Here is a 21,232-nt window from a genome sequence, read left to right on the forward strand (position 1 = left end):
CATATCAAGAGTGAAAGGGGGACGTCATGGACATCACGTCCTTCGCCTGGATTGCCTGGCTTGTCCTCATCCTGATCTTCGTGATCATCGAGATGTTGACGCTCGATCTCGTCTTTCTGATGATGGCCGTCGGTAGCCTGGGTGGTCTGCTTTCGGGCCTGTTCGGAGCCCCCTGGTGGCTCCAGCTCATCATCGCCGCCATCCTGTCGGTGGTGCTCCTCTTCGGCATCCGTCCGCCACTCCTCCGCGCGTTGAAGCGCGGCGGTGACCCGGCGAAGAGCAATGTCGACCGGCTGATCGGGATGGGCGGGGTCGTGGTCTCCACGGTCACCCGCTCGACCGGCCTGGTGAAACTGCAGGTGGGCGAGACCTGGACCTCGCGCCTCGCGAATCCTGACGTCGTCCCGGGCGAGCTCGTGCCCGGCGAACATGTCGTCGTCGTCTCGATCGAGGGAGCCACAGCCGTCGTGGCTCCCGCACCGGTCTCCGCAGGAACCGACGGCCTCACCGAGAGGATCGCCCCGTGAACGAAGTCAGCCAGTTGATCGTGACCATCGTGGTCAGCGTCATCATCCTGGTGATCGCGATCTTCGTGCTGGTCACGCTGTTCCGATCCATCAGGATCATCCCGCAAGCGCGCGCCGGGGTCGTGGAGCGGCTGGGCCGCTACCACAAGACCCTCCTGCCGGGCCTCAACGTCGTCGTCCCCTTCGTCGACAAGGTGCGGCCACTGATCGACATGCGCGAGCAGGTCGTCTCCTTCCCGCCGCAGCCGGTCATCACCGAGGACAACCTGGTCGTCTCGATCGACACGGTCGTCTACTTCCAGGTGACGGATGCGCGGGCCGCGACGTACGAGATCGCCAACTACCTCGGCGCGGTCGAGCAGCTGACGACCACCACCCTCCGTAACGTGGTCGGTGGCCTCAACCTCGAAGAGGCGCTGACCAGCCGTGACAACATCAACGGCCAGCTCCGACTCGTCCTGGACGAAGCGACCGGCAAGTGGGGTATCCGCGTCTCCCGGGTCGAGCTGAAGGCGATCGATCCGCCTCACTCCATCCAGGACTCGATGGAGAAGCAGATGCGCGCAGAGCGCGACCGTCGAGCGGTGATCCTCACGGCTGAGGGCACGAAGCAGTCCGAGATCCTGAACGCGGAGGGTCTGCGCCAGGCGGCGATTCTGCGGGCGGAGGGCGAGGCGAAGGCCGCCGTCCTTCGAGCCGATGGTGAAGCGCAGGCGATCACGACGGTGTTCGGCGCGATCCACCGCGGCAATCCGGACAACCTGTTGCTGGCCTACCAGTACCTGCAGACGCTGCCGAAGCTGGCGGAGGGTCAGGCCAACAAGCTGTGGATCATCCCGAGCGAGCTGACGGAGGCGCTGAAGGGCATCGGGAACGCGTTCGGCTCCGGCGGTGCTGCGGCTGCTGCGCCAGTCGACGCGACCGCGTATGCAGGCGCTGCGGATGCCCCCGCAGTTGCCGCGGAGTCTGCCGCGGACTCTGCGGCCGACTCCCCCGAGCCGGGAACGCCTCCGACCCCCGCGCCGTGACCTTCCTCGACGGGCCGGGGCCGCGGATCATCGCGCACCGCGGTCTGGCGCTCGACGCGCCCGAGAACACGCTGCTGGCGTTCCTGCGCGCCCTCTCCGCCGGGGCGACCCACCTCGAGACCGACATCCACGCGTCGGCTGACGGCGTCGCGGTGATCTCGCACGATGCGGACCTCTCGCGGGTCGCCGGGCGTCAGGTGGAGGTCGCACAGCTCACGATGCGGGAGCTCCGCCGCATCGACCTCGGTCATGGGCAGGCGTTCTGCTCGCTGGCCGAGGCGCTCGACGCCTTCCCGCACGCGCGCTTCAACATCGACGTGAAGGATGCGCGGGCCGCAGCACCCGCCGTGGATGCCATCCGTAACGCCCGTGCCGCCGATCGCGTGCTCATCACGAGCTTCGCGACCGACCGCCGCACGGCCGTCGCTGAGCACTTCCCCGGCATCGCCTCCTCCCCCTCGGTCTCCGAGTTCGTGCCGGCCCTGATCGGGGCGAAGCTCGGCATTCGGCCGCTCGTCAGCCGGGCGCTGCGCGGCTTCGTGGCCGTCCAGGTGCCCGAGCGACGCGGGCCGGTGCGCATCGTGACGGAACGGACCGTGGAGCGCATCCACACCGCGGGTGCGGAAGTGCACGTCTGGACGGTCGACGACCCGTCGGACATGGTGCGCCTGTTGGATCTCGGCGTGGACGGCATCGTGACCGACCGGTGCGATGTGCTCGCCGCGCTGGTGGGCTCGCGCCACTGAATCGCGCCCCCAGAGTGGGTGGACTCTGAGAGGCCCCTGGGAGAAACGCGCCACCGGAAAGAGAATCCCCAGCTTGACGGTTTATAACTGTGAGGATTCGCGCGCACAGAGGAGAACCACACAATGGCAGATCGCAGCTTGCGCGGAATGAGACTCGGCGCTCAAAGCCTACAGAGCGAAGAAGGCGTCGTCTACTCTCCGCGTTCCCGTTACACCTATCTTTGTCCCGCCTGCGGCAAAGAGACCGACGTCGTCTTCTCGGCGGAGGCCGACGCTCCCCAGGGCTGGGAGTGCAAGCACTGCGGCCACGAGGCGCACCTTCTCGTCGGTGACATCCCGGTCGAGATCGACCACTCGGACGTCAAGACCCCCCGCAGCCACTGGGACATGCTGCTCGAGCGCCGCAGCCGCGCCGAGCTCGAGGAGCTCCTGGAGGAGCGCCTGCAGTACCTGCGGGCCCGTCGCGGCACCAGCGAGCGCCGCCACAGCGCCTGACGAGGGCCCGACCAGGGCCTGACCACCAGCTTCGGCCGTTCTCACCCTCGCGGTGAGAGCGGCCTTTGCATGTCCGGAGCGCCGTAGTCGGACCCGTTGCGTCGCCCGACGAACGCGGCCAGGAGCCCGAACAGCCCGAGGCCTGCGACCAGGAACTCGATCCCCCGGCTGAGCAGCGTCGCGGGCGTCGTCGTGGTCCCCAGCGGCGCATCCGCCACCATGTGTCCCGGCTTGAACGGCGGGGTGGAGGCGATGGTGCTGCCGTCCGGTCCGATGATCTGGCTGCTGCCGACCGTGGAGATGTTCACCAGCGAACGCCCCGCCTCGATGGCGCGGAGCCGAGCGATGGCGAGCTGCTGCTGGTTCTCGTCCGTCTCGCCGAAGTCGGCGTTGTTGGTCTGCGCGAGGATCACCTGCGCTCCTCCGCGCATCATGTCGGTGAGCAGCTGGTCGTCGACGATGTCGAAGCAGATGGAGATGCCGGCCCGCACGCCTCCGACGTCGAACACGTTGTCGCGCGTGCCCGGGGTGTAGTCCCGGCCGATCAGGTCGATCAGGCTCGGGGCGAATGGCCGCCAGAACGCGCGATCGGGGACGTACTCGCCGAACGGCACGGGATGCTTCTTGTCGTAATAGTCGACGGCGCCCTTTCCGGCCTCCCACTGCAGCGACGTGTTGTACAGGCGGTCGTCGCGGGCGGTGATGGTGCCGACCACGAACGGCGCGCCGAACTTGCGGCTCAGCGCATCCAGGATCGCCGCGTTGTCGGGGTCGCGGGTGGGGTCCGGCAGCGCCGATCCCTCCGGCCATACGACCATATCGACCGCGTTCGACCCCGTGACCTGTGAACGCGGGATGCGGAGCGTCTCGGCCACCTGCGAATCGAACACGGCTCCCGGCGGCGCATTGTCGAAGTAGCCGGCCGGTCCGTTGCCCTGCACGGCGGCGATGCGCGTCGACCCATGCGTCGTGGCCGGCCACGCCGGGATGGCGAACACGAGCGCGACGGCTGCGCCGGCGAGCAACGCGCGCGAGACGGCGCGCACATCCACGACCCGGGGAAGCTCGAGCAGCAGGGCGACGAGCCAGACCATCACGAAGCTGAGCCCGGAGATTCCGAGCCAGGCGACGAGCGGCGCGAGCGGGCTGGTGGACTGTGACTCCGCGACGCGCCCCCACGAGAAGCCGCCGTACGGCCAGGTGCCGGTCACGAACTCCCGGAGCACCCACAGCCCGCCCACGACGACGGGCAGCAGTCCCAGCCGCCCGAGCACCGTCGGGAAGGCCCGGGGCACCCAGCGGTAGGCCAACGTGATCAGGATGCCGCCAACACCCCAGAACAGCGCCTCCAGCGTCGAGAGGGCCACCCAGGGCACCGGACCGAGGTACAGCGCCGTCCAGGCGACGTGGACGAGGTAGAACGACTCCCCCGCGATCCAGCCGACAAGGAAGGCCGAGCCTGCGCGACGCCCACGCTGTGCGAGCAGGACCATCGCGATCCCGACGAAGGTGAGCGGCCACCAGTCTTTGTCGGGGAAACCGGCGTCGAGCACCGGCCCAGCACCGGCGGCCACGAGCACCGCGAACCAGAGCGGGAGCGGGGCTCGCGGGACGATGTGCACGAAGGGAGAGCCTAAGGCATCCGCGTGTGATCCCCGCTCAGGATGCGCCGCGAGGCACGCGCGGCGCTACGCGACCGACGAGTACGCCACGATCCCGCGGCGGATGGACTCCAGCGCCTGCCGGGCGACCCGCCCGACATTCCCCTGCGCCACGAGCGACAGCTGGTCGAGCAGGTCGATGGTCTGCTTCGTCCAGCGGACGAAGTCCCCGGCCGCCATGTCGGCCTCGGTGAGAACCGCATCCAGCCCCGAACCGCGGGACCACATCCACATGGCCAGCGCGATGGCGGTGGAGGGCGGTTCGCTGCCCGGGAGGTGGTGGTCCTGCTCGAGGTCGTCGAGGCGGCTCCACAACCCGACCGTCTTCTCCAGCGCCGGACGGAACGCACCGCGCGGAAGGTTGCGGTCGCTGGCGAGCCCCTCCTCGCGCCGCGGCTCGAACACCAGCGCGGACGCCATCGCCGCGAGCCCCGCCACGTCGAGGTCCTTCCACGCGTTCCGCCGCAGACATTCGGCGACGAGCAGGTCGCGCTCCCCGTAGATGCGCTTCAGCGTGCGGCCGTGCACCGTCAGGGCCACCTCGCCGTCCTCCTGGGTGAGGTAGCCGAGCTCGAGGAGCACATCCGACACCCGGTCGAAGACCTTGGCCACCGCTCCGGTTCGCGACTGGATCTGTGACCGCAGCCGATCGGTGTCGCGCTTCAGCTTCCACCAGCGCTCCGCCCAGCGCGCATGCTGCTCGCGCTCGGGACAGCGGTGGCAGGGGTGATCCTTCATCCGCTTGCGCAGGTCGGCGAGCTTCCGCTGCCGCTTCTCGCGGTCGCTGTTCGATGTCGACTCGAGGCGCGAACCGGCGCGCTCCAGGTCCGTGAGTTCGCGCCGGATGGCGAAGTACTCCTTGAAGTCGCCGAGGTGGCAGGTCATCGCCTCCTCGTATCCGGCGAGCGACTGCTCCTGCTGCAGCGCCTTGCGTGCCAGGTCGACGACCGCGCGGTCGGCCTGGAACTGCGCGAATGACGACTCCAGGATCTCGCGGGTGCGTCCCCGTCCGAACTGGTCGATGAGGTTGACGGCCATGTTGTACGTCGGCCGGAAGCTCGAGTTCAGCGGGTAGCTGCGGCGGGAGGCGAGGGACGCGACCGACTGCGGGTCGAGCACGTCCTCCCACTGGATGACGGAGTGCCCCTCGACGTCGATTCCTCGACGGCCGGCGCGCCCGGTGAGCTGCGTGTACTCCCCCGGCGTGATCGGGACGCGTGCCTCGCCGTTGAATTTCTCCAGCTTCTCCAGCACCACTGTGCGCGCCGGCATGTTGATGCCCAGGGCGAGCGTCTCGGTGGCGAAGACGACCTTCACGAGCTTCCGGCGGAACAGCTCCTCGACGACCTCCTTGAAGGCAGGGAGCAGGCCCGCGTGATGCGCGGCGACCCCGCGCTCCAAGCCCTCCAGCCACTCCCAGTAGCCGAGGACGGCCAGGTCTTCATCGAGCAGGGTCCGGCAGCGGTCCTCCACGATCTCGCGGATCTCGTCGCGCTCGTGCTTCTCGGTCAGGCGGACGCCTGCCCGCAGCACCTGCTTCACCGCGGCGTCGCAGCCGTTGCGGCTGAAGATGAAGAAGATCGCCGGCAGCAGGTTGCGTTCGCCCAGCAGTGCCACCAGGTCGGCGCGATTCATCCGGAACGAGTCCGGGCGACCGCCCTTGGAGTGGTACCGCCCCACATCCCGCATCTGCCGGCTGCTGAGCACGCGCCCGCCGTAGCGCGCCATCTGCACGAGCTCCGGGTTGACCCGATTGGTCGCCGCCAGGCCCGACGAGTCGAACAGGTCGATCAGCTTGGAGCGCATCAGGATGTGCTGCTCCAGCGGCACCGGGCGCTCCTCCGACACCACCACATCCGTGTCGCCGCGGACGGCCTGCAGCCAGTCGCCGAACTCCTCCGCGTTCGACACGGTCGCACTGAGGGACACCATCCGCACTTCCGACGGCAAGTGGATGATGACCTCCTCCCACACAGCGCCGCGGAACCGGTCGGCCAGGTAGTGCACCTCGTCCATGACGACGTAGGCGAGGTCGTCGAGGAGGTCGGAGTCGGCGTAGAGCATGTTGCGCAGCACCTCGGTCGTCATGACGACGATCCGGGCGTGCGAGTTGATGTTGGTGTCGCCGGTGAGGAGACCGACGGATTCGGCGCCGTACGCCTCCTGGAACTCCTGGAACTTCTGGTTACTCAACGCCTTCATCGGCGTCGTGTAGAACACCTTCGCGTTGGCTTCGCGCATGGCGAGGAACACGGCGAACTCGGCGACGATGGTCTTCCCCGCGCCCGTGGGCGCTGCGACCAGCACGCTGCGGCCGCGCTCGAGCGCCGCGCACGCCTCCCGCTGGAACGGGTCGAGGTCGAAGCGGAGCCCCGTGCGGAAAGTCTCGAGCAGGGGCTGGCGGGCCCGGTCGCGGGAGGCGGCGAACCGCTCCGCCGGCGAGAGCGTCTGGTCGGTCACACGCCCAGCCTATGCCTGCCGCAGAGACAGACGGCGGTGGAGCGGAAAGGCGGCGGTCAGGTCAGGCGGCGAGTTCCGCTTCGATCCGGAGCTGGATCTTGGCCGCACGCCGGTCGTGCAGCCAGGCCACGCCGTAGGCCGCGAAGTACAGCGCGACCATCGGGATGGCCAGCAGGAACATCGAAAGCACGTCGGCAGCCGGCGTTGCGATGGCGGTGAACAGCGCGATGAGGATGAGCGCCCAGCGCCAGGAGGCGATGATCGACTTCGCGCTCAGCACGCCGACGAAGTTGAGCAGCACCAGGAAGACCGGCAGCACGAAGGCGATTCCGACCGCGATGACCAGTTTGAGGATGAAGTCGAAGTACGTCTTCGCTCCGATGATCGCCGAGTCCGCCTCTGGAGCGAAGCCGGTCAGCAGGCTCACGATGTGCGGGACGAGGAGCCAGCCGCACACTCCCCCGGCGATGAACAGCGGCACGGCAGTGAAGAAGAACCCGAACCCGTACTTCTTCTCCTTGCGCGTCATCGCGGGAACGAAGAACGCCCAGATCTGGTAGAGCCACACCGGGCTCGAGATGATCGCGCCGATGGTGATGGCGACCTGCATCTTCAGGTCGAAGGCTCCGGTGATGCTGTCGTAGTTCAGCATCGCCTCGCGGCCCTGATCCTTGGCGATGGCGGTGATCGGGCCGCGCATCGCGTTCATCACGTAGTCGCTGAGGAACCAGCCGATCACGGCGCCGCCGACGAGGGCGAGAGCGGAACGGAAGAGGCGTTTGCGAAGCTCGATGAAATGCTCGGCCAGCGTCATCCGTCCGTCGCGGTCCGTGCCTCGCTTGGTGGAGGCCACAGGGCTACGACTTCGGGTTGGATTCGGTCGAGGGGTCGACCGGGGCGACCGGAGTGACCGTCGGCGCGGACGGAGCCGGAGCAGCGGTGTTCTGGACGGAGCCGTCGGCCGACTTGTCGTCCTTGCCGTCCTTCTTCAACTCGTCGACCTCACCCTTGAAGATCCGCATCGACTGGCCGATGCTCTTGGCGAGAGCGGGCAGCTTCGGCGCACCGAAGAGCAGCAGGATCACGGCGAGGATGATGAGCAGATGCCATCCGGTCAGTCCTGCGAACATGAGATCAGATCCTTCTCAAAAGGTGGGCGAAGCGAGCGGGCACCGTTGCCGGGTCCACATCGACGAGTAGTCTACCGCGCCTGACCCGGGCGTCCCTGCGAGCTTGCCGCGCGAAGGACCGCTCCGCGATCGCATCCTGGCGCGCGGCGTGGAGCTCGGCGGCGTCTGCCAGCACGGCCGGCTCGAAGGTGTCATGGAGTTCCTCGGCGCGGCGCGACAGCACCTCCGCCTTCTCCATGAGCGCGGCAGCTTCGCGGCCGGCGGCGACCACCTTGCGAAACAGCCACCAGGCGAAGAACGCGAGCATGCCGAGCAGACCGAGCACGAGCACGGTCCAGATCACCAGCCACGACCACCAGGGCATGCGCCCAGCCTACCGGTCGCGCTCGGAGCCTAGAGGTAGCGTTCGACGCCGGCGCGAGCCCATCCTGCGACCACCTGGCGGGCCTCGGGAGGGTCGAGCACGGTCAGGACACCGGAGAGCCCGGCGACCAGGCGCTTCAGACCGTGGAAGTGCGCCACCCGGAGGCTCGTGCGGATGACGTCGCCCCGGGCCTCGCGTGCCGCGCCCTCGGGGATGTAGTCCTCGATCAGCGGGATGGCCGAGGCAGAGATCTCCACGGTGACCAGGAGGTCGTCGGGGGTGCCGGTGAACAGCGTCTCCGGCAGCTTCACGTCGCCCGGCCGGTAGGTGATCGTCTCGTCCGTGGCGACCAGGTTGTCGATGCGATCGAGACGGAAGGTGCGGATCGCCGTGCGCAGGTGGTCCCAGCCGCGCAGGTACCAGTCCTGGTCGACCGACTCGATCCGCAGTGGATCGACGCGCCGGCGTTCCCGCTCGCCCCGCGAGCTGAGGTAGTCGAACTCCACCTGGACGCCGCCGAGCACGGCGTCGCGGATGATGCCAAGGGCCTCATCGGACTCGGAACGTGCCACGGCGAGCTGGCTCGGCGCCGCGGAGGCGCCGCGTGCGAGCTTCGCCATCAGCGAGCCGATCGCATCCCGGTCGGCGTTCTCGGGCAGGGCGGTCAGGTACTGGAGCCCGGCGATGAGCGCCGCGGCTTCACGGGCGGAGAACCGGGGCGAGTCGTCGATCGCGACCTGGTGCGTGAGGACGATCTGGTCGTTCTCCTCGAAGTCGTCCCACGCGATGTCGAACAAGTCGCCCGGCTGGTACGCGTTCGTCTCGCCCGGGATGCCGGAGACGGCGATCAGGCGCACGGCGTCGCGCAGCTGCTCCTGCTCGACGCCGAAGTGCTCGGCCGCCTCCGCCACGCTCACCCTGTCGCGGTCCATCAGGTACGGCACGAGCGCGAGCAGGAAGGCCAGCTTGTCCTGGGCCTGCATCGGCTTCCGGCGCTCAGCCATCGTGCGCCTCCACCGTGGCCTGGAGCCGGCGGAGCACCTGCTCGCGTAGCTCCGGGGGCGCCAGCACCAGGACTTCGGGGCCAAACGAAGCCAACTGATCGGCCAGGATGTTGCTGTCGGAGAAGTTGACGGTGAGCCGCACGGGCTCCCCCTCCGCCCCGACCGGGATCGCGTCGCCGTAGCGCTTGCCCAGGCGGGTCGCCGCATCCGTGCCGGCGGTCACCTCGATCTCGGCGAGATTCGACTCCCAGATGCGCTCGAGCTCCAGCAGGGCTCGCTCGGCGAACGCCTCCCCGTCGACCCGGTACTGCTCGGGACCGAAGACGCGTGACGTGACCTTCACCGCGCCGACGATCCGCGACAGCAGGAAGGTACGCGACGCCTTCGCCTCCTGGTCGATGCCCTGGAGGTGCCACCGGCCCTGGTGCTGCACGAGGGCGAGCGGCGCGACCGTGCGAGACCGGGATGCGCTCTCGCCGGGCTTGAGGTACGGGAACTGGACCATGACGTGCCGCTCCAGCGCCTGGCTCAACGGCTCGAAAGCGCTCTCGCGCACGCGCAGGCGTGGTGCGTAACCGACGACCGGGTCATCGGCTTCGACGCCGAGCGAGCGCAGCTTCATCAGCGCGCGCCGCGACTCCCCCGACAGCGACCCCTCACGCCAGACGGCCGCTGCGAGGCCCAGGAGCGCGAGTTCCTCCGGCGAGAAGCTCACATCGGCCGGAAGGTCGTATGCCCCCTTGGGTATGCGATAGCGCAGCAGCTGATTGTTGCCCGATGCCTCGGGGGCTTCCACCGTCTCCAGGGGCACGCCCAACTCGCGGATGTCATCCTTGTCGCGCTCGAACTGCCGCTCCAGGCTGCTGTTGTCGCCGTGGGGTTCGTACCGCTGCCGGTACCCCTGCACGGTCGAGAGGATCTCGCTCTTGGTCAGGCCGTTCTCGGTCGCGAGCAGAGCCAGCACGAGGCTGAACAGACGCTCCTCGACCGGGACGCGCGAGGGCGAGACGGATGAACGGGACACCCGACCATCCTAGTGCGCGCGCTAACGGATCCCGAGGATGTCCACCACCCAGGCCGCGGCCGGAACCTGACCGTCGGTGGGGGCTTCGATGACGACCTGCGAGCCGACCTTCTTGCCGACCAATTCCTTGAGCACGCTCTGCGGCAGCGCCTGGTTCAGCTGGCTCTGACCGTTCCCGATCGAGACGAGGTCCGGCGAGCCGGACTGCCAGCTGGAGAGGACGACGTTCTTGTTGTCCCAGCCGACGGCGGTGTAATGCAGGATGGCGATCGAGTCCTTCTTGACGGTCGCTCCGTCGCCCGCCTTCAGCTCCTCGGTGCGGATCTTCTTCGGCGCGGAACCCGACGAGGGGATGGTGATGCCGGGCTGTCCGGTCGGCGCGAGCACCACGGTCGGGAACCCGGACACCGACGGACGGACGGCGCCGTTCGCACTCGGCAGGTACGCCTTCAGGATGTCGGCGACGAAGATCCCGGACGACGTTGCGCCGGTGCCGCCGGAGTCCTTCGGCGAGATGACCACCGCGACCCGCGAACCGACGGGCGCGCACTGCAGGCCCTTGGTCAGGGCCGCGTTGCCGGAGCCCAGCGCCAGCGGGTAGGTGTCGCCGCTCCCGAAGGAGGTCTGCTGCACCTGACCCGTCTTGCCGTCGAGGATCGTGTACTGGATCTCGACCACCTGGCCCTTGTGCACCTGCTCACCGGTGCCCTCGGAGATGATCGTGCGCTCCGACTTCGTGGTGTCGAGCGGGCTCGGGACCGTGATCTTGGGCTTCGAGCCGATCTTCCCCGTCGCCTCGACCAGCTGCGAGGCCTTTCCCGACGGCAGGGCGGTGCCGCAGTCGGCGTTCGGGTTGCTCGAGCATCCGGTCAGGGCGACGGCCACCAGGCCGACGGCTCCGATGACGGCGGCTGCTCTGCCGAGTGCGGTTGCGCGGCGACCAGTTGCGTTCGGCACGGGTCCTCTTTCGATCCGATCGATGGGGGATGTGGGACGGCCGCAGGCGTGCACGGCATCCCGGTGTCTCATGCTAGCCGACGCCCGGAGCGTCCTCGTCCGTGTCCGCGGAGTCCATAGCCGCCTCCCGGCCCTTCGCCAGATCGGCGGAGGCGGCAGCCTCCCGCATCCTCTTCCGCAAGCTCTTCGGGCTCGACTCCCGCTCGCCGAGGGCGCCAGGGGTCCAGGCTTCGACGTCCGCATCCGAGTAGTCCGACTTCGACGGACGGCGCTTGAGCTCGGGCAGCACGGTTCCGGGAGCCAGCCGGCGCGCTGTGATGAGGAACCCGGTGTGCGCGATCATGCGATGGTCCGGCCGGACGGCGAGGCCCTCCACGTGCCAGCCGCGCACCATCGTCTCGTTCGACTGGGGATGCGTGTAGTTGCCGGAGGCGCGGATCGCCTCGGCGACGCGCGACAGCTGGGTGACGGTGGCGACGTAGCAGATGACCACGCCGCCGGGCTTGAGGGCTTCGGTCACCACGTCGAGCGTCTCCCACGGCGCGAGCATGTCGAGCACGACGCGATCGACGCTGCCCGGCTCCACTGCCGACGGCAGGGCGTCCTGCAGGTCGCCGACGGTCAGCGTCCAGTTCTCGGGCTCGCCGCCCGCGAAGGTTGCCGCGTTGTCGCGCGCGACGTCTGCGAACTCCTCGCGGCGCTCGAACGACAGCAGCCGGCCCTCTGGGCCGATCGCGCGCAGCAGCCACAGCGACAGCGCGCCGGAGCCGACGCCCGCCTCCACCACCGTCGCGCCGGGGAAGATGTCGGCCAGTGCGAGGATCTGCGCGGCATCCTTCGGGTACACGATGGCGGCGCCGCGCGGCATCGACATCACGAAGTCGGTGAGCAGCGGACGCAGGGCCAGGTGCTCGACGCCGGCGTTGTTGGTGACGACCGAGCCGTCGGGAAGACCGATGATCGCGTCGTGCTCGAGCACCCCGCGGTGGCTGTGGAACAGCTTGCCCTGCTCCAGCGTGATCGTGTTCATGCGCCCCTTGGGGCCGGTCAGCTGCACGCGGTCGCCCGCGCGGAACGGACCGGAGCTACGACGCATCTCGTTCATCGGGTGGCCGCCTCTCGGCGTGCGCGGGCGACACCGACCACATCGTCCGCCGTGCGGCCGTCCAGCGACTCCCACAAGGTGTGCTCCTCCGAGACCGGAAGCGGGACGATGTGCGGGACGCCGATCGTCGCGGCCCCGGACGACACGGCGGACGCGAGCCCGACCAGCGAGTCCTCGATCGCAACCGTGTCCCGCACCTCGACGCCGAGGAGTTCGGCGGCACGCAGGTACGGCTGGGGGTCGGGCTTGGGCGCATCCACCTCGTCGCCGCTGACGATCACGTCGAACGCGTCGAACGGGATGTGCGCGACGATCTGCTCCGCCATCCGTCGCACCGACATGGTCACCAGGGCAGTCGGGATGCCGCGCCGGCGCAGCGATTCGAGGAGCTCGCGCGCGCCAGGGCGCCACGGCACGCCTTCGTCGTCGAGCTTCTGCTGCACCCGGTCGGTCAGCCAGTGCACGATCTCGTCCGCCTCCATCGCGACACCGCGCGAGCGGAGGATCTCGGCCGAGTTCCACAGTCCCAGCCCGACGAGCAGCAGGCCGTCGTCGTGCGTCCAGGTGCCGCCGAACGAACCGACCAGCTCCTGCTCGGACGCCATCCAGTAGGGCTCGGTGTCGACGAGCGTGCCATCCATGTCCCAGAGGACAGCCGCGGGGAGGCCGCCGCCGTCTGTGCCGCCGCCGTGGGCTGTATCGGCGGTGTCGGCGGGGGGATGTTCGCTGCGGGGAGAAGACGCGGTCACAACGGGCAAGTCTATCGGGAGAGCCGCGGGCCTATCCTGGGATGGGATGGCGTCCCGACCGGGCGCCAGGAAGGGACGAGGGACAGCTTCGTGACTGACGGACACAACATCCTCGGCGGCCGCATCCTCGTGGTGGCTTTCGAGGGCTGGAACGACGCGGGCGAGGCGGCCAGCGGCGCAGTGAAGACGCTCAAGGAGCAGCTCGACGTCGTGCCCCTCGCCGAGGTCGACCCCGAACTGTACTTCGACTTCCAGTTCAACCGGCCGGTGGTGACCGACGACGATGGGCGGCGCCGCCTGATCTGGCCGTCCGCGGTCGTCTACGGGCCGTCGCTCCCCGGGCACGTGGGCGAAGGCCTCGCGGGCGATGCGGAGCTGACGGTGACCGGCGACAACGCCGGCAACATCTTCCTCCTGCTCGGAACGGAGCCCTCGCGCAGCTGGCGCAGCTTCACGGCCGAGATCATGGATGTGGCGCTCGCCGCCGACATCGGAGCCGTCGTCTTCCTCGGCGCGATGCTCGCCGACGTGCCGCACACCCGTCCCATCTCCGTCTTCGCCTCCAGCGACAATGCGGCCGTCCGCGCCGAGCTCGGCGTGGAGCGGTCGAACTACGAGGGGCCGGTCGGCATCCTGAGCGCGCTCGCCGAGGGCGCGGAGGACGTCGGCATCCCGACCATCATGATCTGGGCGTCGGTGCCGCACTACGTGCACAACGCGCCCAGCCCCAAGGCGGTGCTCGCGCTCATCGACAAGCTCGAGGAACTGGTCGATGTGACCATCCCCCGCGGCATGCTGGTCGACGAGGCAGCAGCGTGGGAGGCGGGCATCGATGCGCTCGCGTCCGACGACGAAGAGATGGCCTCGTACATCCAGCAGCTGGAGCAGGCGCGTGACACCGTCGACTCGCCGGAGGCGAGCGGCGAGGCGATCGCACAGGAGTTCGAGCGCTACCTGCGCCGCCGGGGCGACGGCCGCGACGGCGGCACTGCGGGCCGCGCGCCCGACGACCCCCGCCGCGGCTGACTCGGTCCTCCGGGTCAGAGACGGATGCCGAGAAGCGCGTCGACGGCGCGCGGGACGAGGTCGGTCAGCGCCTGCGGGGACGCTGCCGCCCACTGATCGATCGCGCGCAGCGCGGAGGGTGTGTCGAGGTCGTCCCGCAACGCCGCGCGCAGGCGCGCGACCAGCACCTGCTCGTCCAGCGCGGCCGCCGCATCCACCTCGGTGATCGGATCCGCCATCGCCGCCTGCCACGTCGCGAGCCGCACCTGCGCCTCCGAGAGCGCCTCGTCGAACCACTCCCAGTCGCTGCGGTAGTGGTGGGCCAGCAACGCCAGCCGGATCGCACGAGCGTCCACGCCCTGCTCGCGGAGCCGCGAGACGAGCACCAGGTTGCCGAGCGACTTGCTCATCTTCTCGCCCCGGTACGCCACCATGCCGGCATGGCTGTATACACGAGCGAGTGGATGCCCGCTCAGCGCCGCCGCGTGCCCGGCGCTCAGCTCGTGGTGCGGGAACACGAGGTCCGACCCTCCGCCCTGCACCGTGAAGTCGCGCCCGAGGTGCATGAGGGCGATGACCGAGCACTCGATGTGCCAGCCGGGGCGCCCCTCCCCCGCCTCCGACGGCCAGCTCGGCTCGCCGGGCCGGGGCGCCCGCCAGAGGAGCGGGTCGAGCGGGTCGCGCTTGCCCGGGCGGTCGGGGTCGCCGCCCCGTTCGGCCGAGAGGGACAGCATCGTGTCCCGATCGAGTCCGCTCTCCTCCCCGAGGATCCACGGCGCCGCATCCTGAGCAGCAGCGATGTCGAAGTAGACGTCGTCCTCCACTCGGTACGCCAGGTCGCGGTCGAGCAGGATGCGCGTCGCGCGCCCGATCTGCTCGATCACCTCGGTGACGGCGACGTAGTCGTCCGGCGGGAGGATGCGGAGCGCCTCCATGTCGCCGCGGAAGAGCTCGACCTGCTCGTCCGCGAGCGTGCGCCAGTCGACGCCCGTCTGCTGGGCGCGCTCGAGCAGCGGGTCGTCCACATCTGTGATGTTCTGGGCGTAGTGGACGCGGTAGCCGGCATCCCGCCACACCCGCTGCAGGGTGTCGAACGCGAGGTAGGTGGACGCGTGACCGAGGTGCGTCGCGTCGTACGGGGTGATGCCGCAGACGTAGAGCCGCGCGATGTCGTCCGGGCGCGCCTCGACGAGCTGCTGCCTCGCGGTGTCGAACAACAGCGGCACGTCCCCCGCGGCACCGGGCACCGGTTCGACCCGCGGGACCTCGGGTGACGTCCAGGCGCGCACGGCGTCAGCCGACCATCCGGGTCACGCCGCCAGCACGCCGGTGCCGAGCAGGATCATGAGCAGCACGCCGAGCGCGATGCGGTAGATCACGAACGGCAGGAAGCTGCGTCGTGAGATGTAGCTCATGAAGAAGGCGATCACGAGCAGGCCGACGACGAAAGCGACGACCGTCGCGGCCGCCGTCTCGACCGGGCCGAAGACCTCGGGCGTGCACGTCCCCGCGCTCGCGAGAGCCTGGGTGCACGGCTCCTTGACCGCCTTGTACAGCTGATAGAAGCCGCTGCCGAACACCGCAGGAAGCGCAAGCAGGAACGAGTAGCGGGCGGCCGCGCGACGCTGGTAGCCCATGAAGAGCCCCGCCGTGATCGTGCCGCCGGAGCGGGACACGCCCGGGATTAGCGCCAGCGCCTGGGCGAACCCGTAGATGATGCCGTCGCCCCAGGTGAGTTCGCGCAGACGTTTGCGCTTCGAGCCCACCCAGTCGGCGATCCCGAGCAGGATGCCGAAGACGATCAGTGTCGTCGCGACGATCCAGAGCGAGCGGAACGTCGTCTCGATCTGATTCTGGAACAGGATGCCGAGGACCACGATGGGGATGCTGCCCACGATGACGAGCCATCCCATCCGGGCGTCCGGGTCGTTGCGCGGGATGCGGCCGAACAGCGCACGGAACCACTGGGCGATGATGCGGGTGATGTCGCGCCAGAAGTACAGCAGCACGGCCGCTTCTGTGCCGAGCTGGATGATCGCGGTGAAGCGTGCACCGGGGTCGGCCCCCGTGCCGAGCAGCTCACCGACGATACGGATGTGAGCAGACGACGAGATCGGGAGGAACTCGGTGAGCCCCTGAACGAGGCCGAGGATCAGGGCATTGATGAAGTCCATAAGGGCTGTGGTTCCTGGAGTCGAGAGGAGCGCGCGGTCAGTAGGAGCGCAGCAGGTCGCGGAGCACGGTCCTACCGAACACTAGCGCGTCGAGCGGGACCCGCTCGTCGACCCCGTGGAACATGCCCGGGAAGTCGAGGTCGGCGGGCAGCCGGAGGGGTGCGAAGCCGTAGCCGGTGATCCCGAGGAGGCTCAGCGCCTTGTTGTCGGTGCCGCCCGACAGGAGGTACGGGAGCACGGGCGCGCCCGGGTCGTGCTGCTCCAGCGTGCCGGTGATCGCATCCACCAGGCTGCCGCCGAAGTCCGCCTCGAGCCCGATGTCCCGATGCATGATCTGGATCTCGACATCGTCGCCGATCAGTTCGCGAACGCGGTCGAGCACCGCATCCTCTTCGCCGGGGAGCGTGCGGATGTCGATCAGCGCCTCAGCCGTGTCGGGGATGACGTTGTGCTTGTACCCGGCCTCGAGAAGCGTGGGGTTCGTCGTCGTGCGCAGGGTGGCCAGGATGAAACCGGCCGCCGTCCCGGTGCGGATGACCACCTCGTCGTGTCGGATCCGCTGCGGGTCGACCTCGAGCAGACGCCCGAGCTCACTGATCAGCCGCGTCGTCGTCGCGGTCAGCTGGATGGGCCAGTCCTCGCGTCCGAGCGCCACCACGGCCTCGGCCAGGCGGGTGATCGCGTTCTCGCGGATCAGCCGCGAACCGTGCGCCGCGCGGCCGCGGGCGATGAGCTTGATCCAGACCAGGGACTTCTCCCCCGTCTGCAGGAGGTACGCCCGGCGGCCGGCGAGGTCGATCGAGTAGCCGCCGACCTCGCTGATCGCCTCGGTCGCCCCGGCGAAGAGCTCGGGATGCGTGTCGACGAGATGGTGCGAGCCGCGACGTCCGCCGTCCTCCTCGTCGGCGAAGAACGCCACCACGAGGTCGCGGGCCGGACGCTCCCCGGCGTTCAGGATGTCGCCGACCGCGGTCAGGATCATGGCATCCATGTTCTTCATGTCGACGGCGCCGCGGCCCCAGAGCAGGCCGTCCTTGATCTCGCCGCCGAACGGATCGACCGACCAGTTGCGCGGGTCGGCGGGCACGACATCCAGGTGCCCGTGCACGACGAGCGCAGGCTTGCCGGGATCGCGTCCCTCCACCCGGGCGACGACGCTCGCGCGGCCGGGATCCGACTCGAACACCTGCGGCTTCAGCCCCAGTTCCGTGAGCTTCGCCTCGACGTACTCCGCGGCGTCGGCCTCGCCGTTCGACCGGCCCTCGCCGTAGTTCGTCGTGTCGAACCGGATGAGGTCACGTGCGATGATCGCGGTCTCGTCCAGGTCCTGCTCGGTCGCGCGGAGTTCGTCGGTCATCCCTCCACGCTACCTGCCCCGACCGACGCCCGCTCCGCCACGCCCGGGGTGTGCCTCCGAGTGATGCCGGCCGGTGAATCCGTGCTATCGTCTTTCTTCGGCAGCCGGAGCGATCCGGCCGTCGATCTCACCCGTCCGGGTGGCGGAAATGGCAGACGCGCTAGCTTGAGGTGCTAGTGCCCGTATAGGGCGTGGGGGTTCAAGTCCCCCCTCGGACACAGAAGGTAAGGCCCCGGTCATAGCAACCGGGGCCTTCTGCTTTCCGCCGCCATCCACCCCCGTCACCGGGCGGGGATATGGTGTCGCCATGCCCCGCAGGAAACGGTCTTCCAGCTTCTTCACGGTGCTCCTCGCCTTCGGCGCGAACGTCCTGGTGGCCATCGCCAAGACCTTCGCCGCAGCGGTCACCGGATCCGCATCGCTCGTGGCCGAGGCGGCGCACTCCTGGGCCGACGCGGGCAACGAGGTCTTCCTCATCCAGGCCGAGCGTTCGGCGGTGAAGCCGCGGGACGACGCGCATCCCGGAGGCTATGGGCGCGACGCCTACGTGTGGAGCCTGTTCGCCGCGGTCGGGCTGTTCACCGCCGGTGCCGTCGTCTCGATCATGCACGGTGTGTCCGCGCTCGGGTCGCGGGAAGAGGACACCGACTACCTCATCGCCTACCTGGTGCTGGCCGCCGCGTTCGTCTTCGAGGGTATTTCGTTCATCCAGTCGTACCGGCAGGCGCACGCGAAAGCCGAATCTTCCGGTACGGGCACGTTCGAGCACGTGTTCACGACCTCCAACCCGACGTTGCGGGCGGTCTTCGCCGAGGACTCGGCCGCCCTCATCGGGCTGGTGATCGCCTTCTTCGGCGTGCTGCTGCACGAGCTGACCGGTAATCCCTTCTGGGATGCGCTCGGCTCCATCTTGGTCGGGGTGCTTCTCGCGATCGTCGCTGTCGTGCTGATCGAGCGGAACCGGCGCTTCCTGCTCGGGCAGCCGGGCTCGGATCGGGCGTGGCAGGCCGCCCTCGGGGCGCTGCTGCGGCATCCCGAGGTCGAGAAGGTCACGTATCTGCACCTGGAGTACGTCGGCCCCGAACGCTTCTACCTGGTGGCGGCCGTCGATCTGGTGGGCAACGATCGCGAGGCTGATGTCGCGGCCGATCTGCAGGTGGTCGAGGAGGAGCTGGAGCGTTCGGAGTGGGTCACCGAGGCTGTGCTCACGCTGTCGCGACCCGGGTCGACGGCGCTGCATCCCTCCCTCGCCGAGTAGGGCCTCACGATTGCGGCCATAGCGGTCAGGTTCTGTCCACAAGTGTGTGCACACTAGAGACATGGCCAGCACAGGTTCCCGCGCGCTCCAGCTCCTCTCGCTCCTCCAGACCCACCGCTACTGGCCTGGGCAGGAGCTCTCCGAGCGCCTCGGCGTCTCCCCCCGCACCCTCCGGCGCGACGTCGAGCGGTTGCGCGACCTCGGCTACCCCGTCGACGCGACGCGCGGTGTCGCGGGCGGGTACCAGCTCGCCGCTGGCGCGTCCCTCCCGCCGCTCGTCGTGGACGACGACGAAGCCGTCGCCCTCGCCGTCGGCTTGAGGACGGCAGCCCAGAGCGGGATCGCAGGAGTGGACGAAGCATCCGTCCGCGCTCTGGCGAAGATCGTGCAGGTGATGCCACCCAAGCTGCGTCGGCGGGTGGATGCGCTACGCACCACGACGCTGTCGACCACGTTCGGCCCCGGCCCGACCGCCGACGCCGGCATCCTGACCGCCCTCGCACAGGCCTGCCGCGATGAGGAGCGGATCGAGTTCGCCTACGTGGCACGCGACGGTCAGGCATCCAAGCGCACCGTGGAGCCGCACCGCCTCGTGTCCATCGAACGGCGGTGGTACCTGGTCGCCTACGACCTCACCCGCTTCGATTGGCGCAGCTTCCGGCTCGACCGCATCGCGGAACCGCGGCCGACCGGCACGCGCTTCCGCCCCCGGTCGCTGCCGGCGGAGGACGCCGCGGAGTACGTCCGGGAATCCCTGCACACGGTCTCGGAATCCGTGGTCGTCGAAGCGGTCATCGACGCGCCCCACGACCGCGTCCTCGAGCGGCTCGGACGATGGGCGACGGTCGACGACCTGGGCGACGGCACCAGCGCCGTCCACATCACGGCCGACAGCGCGGAATGGGCGCTGTTCGGGCTCGCGGCGGTCGATGCGCCCTTTCGCATCCTCGGGCCGGAGGATGCCGTCGTCGCCGCGGCCGACTGGGGCGAGCGATTCACCCGGTCGGCGGCGGAATTCGGGATCGAGCGCAGCGAGCCGGTGAGCGGCGGGAACGCACTTTAGACTGGAGGGGATGACGACCGCCGCCCGCACCCCGAGCCCCGCCGACATCCGGCGGTGGCGCCGCTACCTCGCCGACGAACGTGCCGAGGCCTCCGTGTACCGCGACCTCGCCAGCCGACGGCAGGGCGAAGAGCGCGAGATCTTGCTCGCCCTCGCCGAGGCCGAACGCCGGCACGAACAGCACTGGGTCGAGCTGCTGGGCGACCACGCGGGCCGGCCGCTGCGCGGCGATGTCCGCACGCGGATGCTCGGCTGGCTGGCGCGACGGTTCGGCTCGGTGTTCGTCCTCGCGCTTGCCCAGCGCGCGGAAGCGCGGTCCCCGTACGCGGCCGACGACGACGCGACCCCGCAGATGGCCGCCGACGAGCAGGTGCACGAGGAGGTCGTCCGCGCGCTCGCCTCCCGCGGCCGGCAGCGGCTGTCGGGCACCTTCCGTGCCGCCGTGTTCGGCGCGAACGACGGCCTCGTCAGCAACCTGGCCTTGGTCCTCGGCGTCAGCGCCAGCGGCGTCGCGACGCACATCGTCCTCCTCACCGGCATCTCGGGCCTCCTCGCCGGAGCCCTCTCGATGGCCGCGGGAGAGTACGTGTCCGTTCGGTCGCAGCGCGAACTGCTGGAGGCATCCAGCCCGAACCCGGAGACGGGCTCGGTACTGCCGCACCTCGATGTGGACGCGAACGAGCTGACGCTGGTCTATCGCGCGCGCGGCATGTCGGCCGAGGAGGCGGCGGAGCACGCCCGTGAGGTGCTCACCGGACTTCAGGCCGTGACCTCCCCCATCCCCGTCGCTGCTGGCGACACCGAGGACGAGCACGAGGCGGTCGGAAACGGCTGGAGCGCGGCGCTGTCGAGCTTCTGCTTCTTCGCGTCCGGCGCCTTCATCCCGATCATCCCGTTCCTGTTCGGGCTCACCGGCACGACCGCGATCATCGTCTCGGCCATCCTGGTCGGGATCACCCTGCTGGGGACCGGCGCGGTCGTCGGGCTGCTGTCGGGGGCATCACCGCTGAAGCGCGCCGTGCGGCAGCTGCTGATCGGCTACGGGGCCGCGGCGGCGACATACCTCCTCGGACTGCTGTTCGGCGCCACGGTCGGCTGAGCGGGCCGAGCGGCTGCGCGGGAGTG

21 protein-coding genes and 1 tRNA gene are annotated in these 21,232 nt (G+C 69.4%); 9 read left to right on the plus strand and 13 right to left on the minus strand.

Going from position 1 to position 21,232, the window contains the following annotated elements:
- The first annotated feature begins 26 nt into the window (after positions 1 to 26).
- The 4 genes from AB7E03_RS04075 to AB7E03_RS04090 all read left to right on the plus strand — a co-directional run bounded on the left by AB7E03_RS04075 (position 27) and on the right by AB7E03_RS04090 (position 2,796).
- The gene (locus AB7E03_RS04075; protein ID WP_489939561.1) at positions 27 to 527 is read left to right on the plus strand and encodes an NfeD family protein; all 501 of its coding nucleotides are present in this window, start codon (positions 27 to 29) and stop codon (positions 525 to 527) included.
- Complete coding sequence (locus tag AB7E03_RS04080; RefSeq protein ID WP_489939563.1) at positions 524 to 1,555, plus strand: SPFH domain-containing protein; 1,032 nt, start codon at positions 524 to 526, stop codon at positions 1,553 to 1,555. Before AB7E03_RS04075 ends, AB7E03_RS04080 begins: the two co-directional genes overlap by 4 nt.
- On the plus strand, positions 1,552 to 2,301 hold the full coding sequence (locus AB7E03_RS04085) for a glycerophosphodiester phosphodiesterase family protein (protein ID WP_489939565.1): 750 nt from the start codon (positions 1,552 to 1,554) through the stop codon (positions 2,299 to 2,301). Before AB7E03_RS04080 ends, AB7E03_RS04085 begins: the two co-directional genes overlap by 4 nt.
- A 123-nt stretch (positions 2,302 to 2,424) precedes the next feature.
- Positions 2,425 to 2,796: an RNA polymerase-binding protein RbpA gene (locus AB7E03_RS04090; RefSeq protein ID WP_441782176.1), complete on the plus strand. Its 372-nt coding sequence runs from the start codon at positions 2,425 to 2,427 to the stop codon at positions 2,794 to 2,796.
- 41 nt (positions 2,797 to 2,837) lie between these two features.
- Here the strand turns inward: AB7E03_RS04090 and lnt are convergent, their stop codons facing one another.
- The 10 genes from lnt to AB7E03_RS04140 all read right to left on the minus strand — a co-directional run bounded on the left by lnt (position 2,838) and on the right by AB7E03_RS04140 (position 13,250).
- Positions 2,838 to 4,418 (minus strand): apolipoprotein N-acyltransferase, encoded by a 1,581-nt coding sequence (gene lnt, locus AB7E03_RS04095; protein WP_489939567.1) that lies wholly within the window; start codon positions 4,416 to 4,418, stop codon positions 2,838 to 2,840.
- 66 nt (positions 4,419 to 4,484) lie between these two features.
- Positions 4,485 to 6,917, minus strand: coding sequence for a DEAD/DEAH box helicase (locus tag AB7E03_RS04100; protein ID WP_489939569.1), 2,433 nt, complete (start codon positions 6,915 to 6,917; stop codon positions 4,485 to 4,487).
- Positions 6,918 to 6,978: 61 nt separating this feature from the next.
- On the minus strand, positions 6,979 to 7,731 hold the full coding sequence (tatC, locus tag AB7E03_RS04105) for a twin-arginine translocase subunit TatC (RefSeq protein ID WP_441782997.1): 753 nt from the start codon (positions 7,729 to 7,731) through the stop codon (positions 6,979 to 6,981).
- 43 nt (positions 7,732 to 7,774) lie between these two features.
- Positions 7,775 to 8,047 (minus strand): Sec-independent protein translocase subunit TatA, encoded by a 273-nt coding sequence (gene tatA, locus AB7E03_RS04110; RefSeq protein ID WP_489939571.1) that lies wholly within the window; start codon positions 8,045 to 8,047, stop codon positions 7,775 to 7,777.
- 4 nt (positions 8,048 to 8,051) lie between these two features.
- On the minus strand, positions 8,052 to 8,411 hold the full coding sequence (locus AB7E03_RS04115; protein ID WP_489939574.1) for a hypothetical protein: 360 nt from the start codon (positions 8,409 to 8,411) through the stop codon (positions 8,052 to 8,054).
- A gap of 29 nt (positions 8,412 to 8,440) precedes the next feature.
- Positions 8,441 to 9,415: a helix-turn-helix transcriptional regulator gene (locus AB7E03_RS04120; RefSeq protein ID WP_489939576.1), complete on the minus strand. Its 975-nt coding sequence runs from the start codon at positions 9,413 to 9,415 to the stop codon at positions 8,441 to 8,443.
- Positions 9,408 to 10,439 carry a helix-turn-helix transcriptional regulator gene (locus tag AB7E03_RS04125; protein ID WP_489939578.1) on the minus strand — a complete coding sequence of 344 codons (1,032 nt, stop codon included), beginning with the start codon at positions 10,437 to 10,439 and terminating at the stop codon, positions 9,408 to 9,410. Before AB7E03_RS04125 ends, AB7E03_RS04120 begins: the two co-directional genes overlap by 8 nt.
- Positions 10,440 to 10,460: 21 nt before the next feature.
- A complete protein-coding gene (locus AB7E03_RS04130; protein WP_489939580.1) occupies positions 10,461 to 11,396 on the minus strand; it encodes an FKBP-type peptidyl-prolyl cis-trans isomerase in 936 nt (311 codons plus the stop codon).
- Between the two features lie 73 nt (positions 11,397 to 11,469).
- A complete protein-coding gene (locus AB7E03_RS04135) occupies positions 11,470 to 12,501 on the minus strand; it encodes a tRNA (adenine-N1)-methyltransferase (RefSeq protein ID WP_489939582.1) in 1,032 nt (343 codons plus the stop codon).
- The gene (locus AB7E03_RS04140; RefSeq protein WP_489939584.1) at positions 12,498 to 13,250 is read right to left on the minus strand and encodes an HAD family hydrolase; all 753 of its coding nucleotides are present in this window, start codon (positions 13,248 to 13,250) and stop codon (positions 12,498 to 12,500) included. Before AB7E03_RS04140 ends, AB7E03_RS04135 begins: the two co-directional genes overlap by 4 nt.
- A 90-nt stretch (positions 13,251 to 13,340) precedes the next feature.
- Here AB7E03_RS04140 and AB7E03_RS04145 point away from each other — a divergent pair, with 90 nt between their 5' ends.
- On the plus strand, positions 13,341 to 14,276 hold the full coding sequence (locus tag AB7E03_RS04145; RefSeq protein ID WP_441782166.1) for a proteasome assembly chaperone family protein: 936 nt from the start codon (positions 13,341 to 13,343) through the stop codon (positions 14,274 to 14,276).
- A gap of 14 nt (positions 14,277 to 14,290) precedes the next feature.
- Here AB7E03_RS04145 and mshC read toward each other — a convergent pair whose 3' ends face one another.
- Genes mshC through AB7E03_RS04160 form a run of 3 tightly spaced genes read right to left on the minus strand, consistent with a single transcriptional unit; the run spans position 14,291 to position 17,786 of the window.
- Positions 14,291 to 15,544 carry a cysteine--1-D-myo-inosityl 2-amino-2-deoxy-alpha-D-glucopyranoside ligase gene (gene mshC, locus AB7E03_RS04150; RefSeq protein WP_489939587.1) on the minus strand — a complete coding sequence of 418 codons (1,254 nt, stop codon included), beginning with the start codon at positions 15,542 to 15,544 and terminating at the stop codon, positions 14,291 to 14,293.
- Between the two features lie 21 nt (positions 15,545 to 15,565).
- The gene (locus AB7E03_RS04155) at positions 15,566 to 16,429 is read right to left on the minus strand and encodes an undecaprenyl-diphosphate phosphatase (RefSeq protein ID WP_489939589.1); all 864 of its coding nucleotides are present in this window, start codon (positions 16,427 to 16,429) and stop codon (positions 15,566 to 15,568) included.
- 37 nt (positions 16,430 to 16,466) lie between these two features.
- Positions 16,467 to 17,786 (minus strand): M20/M25/M40 family metallo-hydrolase, encoded by a 1,320-nt coding sequence (locus AB7E03_RS04160; RefSeq protein ID WP_489939591.1) that lies wholly within the window; start codon positions 17,784 to 17,786, stop codon positions 16,467 to 16,469.
- Positions 17,787 to 17,919: 133 nt separating this feature from the next.
- Between AB7E03_RS04160 and AB7E03_RS04165 the strand changes: the two genes are divergently transcribed.
- The 4 genes from AB7E03_RS04165 to AB7E03_RS04180 all read left to right on the plus strand — a co-directional run bounded on the left by AB7E03_RS04165 (position 17,920) and on the right by AB7E03_RS04180 (position 21,206).
- A tRNA-Leu gene (locus AB7E03_RS04165) sits at positions 17,920 to 18,004 on the plus strand.
- A gap of 89 nt (positions 18,005 to 18,093) precedes the next feature.
- Complete coding sequence (locus AB7E03_RS04170; protein ID WP_489939593.1) at positions 18,094 to 19,044, plus strand: cation diffusion facilitator family transporter; 951 nt, start codon at positions 18,094 to 18,096, stop codon at positions 19,042 to 19,044.
- Positions 19,045 to 19,105: 61 nt separating this feature from the next.
- Positions 19,106 to 20,107 carry a helix-turn-helix transcriptional regulator gene (locus tag AB7E03_RS04175; RefSeq protein WP_489939595.1) on the plus strand — a complete coding sequence of 334 codons (1,002 nt, stop codon included), beginning with the start codon at positions 19,106 to 19,108 and terminating at the stop codon, positions 20,105 to 20,107.
- A 10-nt stretch (positions 20,108 to 20,117) separates the two neighbouring features.
- Positions 20,118 to 21,206, plus strand: a complete 1,089-nt coding sequence (locus tag AB7E03_RS04180; protein WP_489939597.1) for a VIT1/CCC1 transporter family protein — start codon at positions 20,118 to 20,120, stop codon at positions 21,204 to 21,206.
- The last annotated feature ends 26 nt before the right edge of the window (positions 21,207 to 21,232 follow it).

Source organism: Leifsonia sp. RCC_180 (assembly GCF_058138205.1).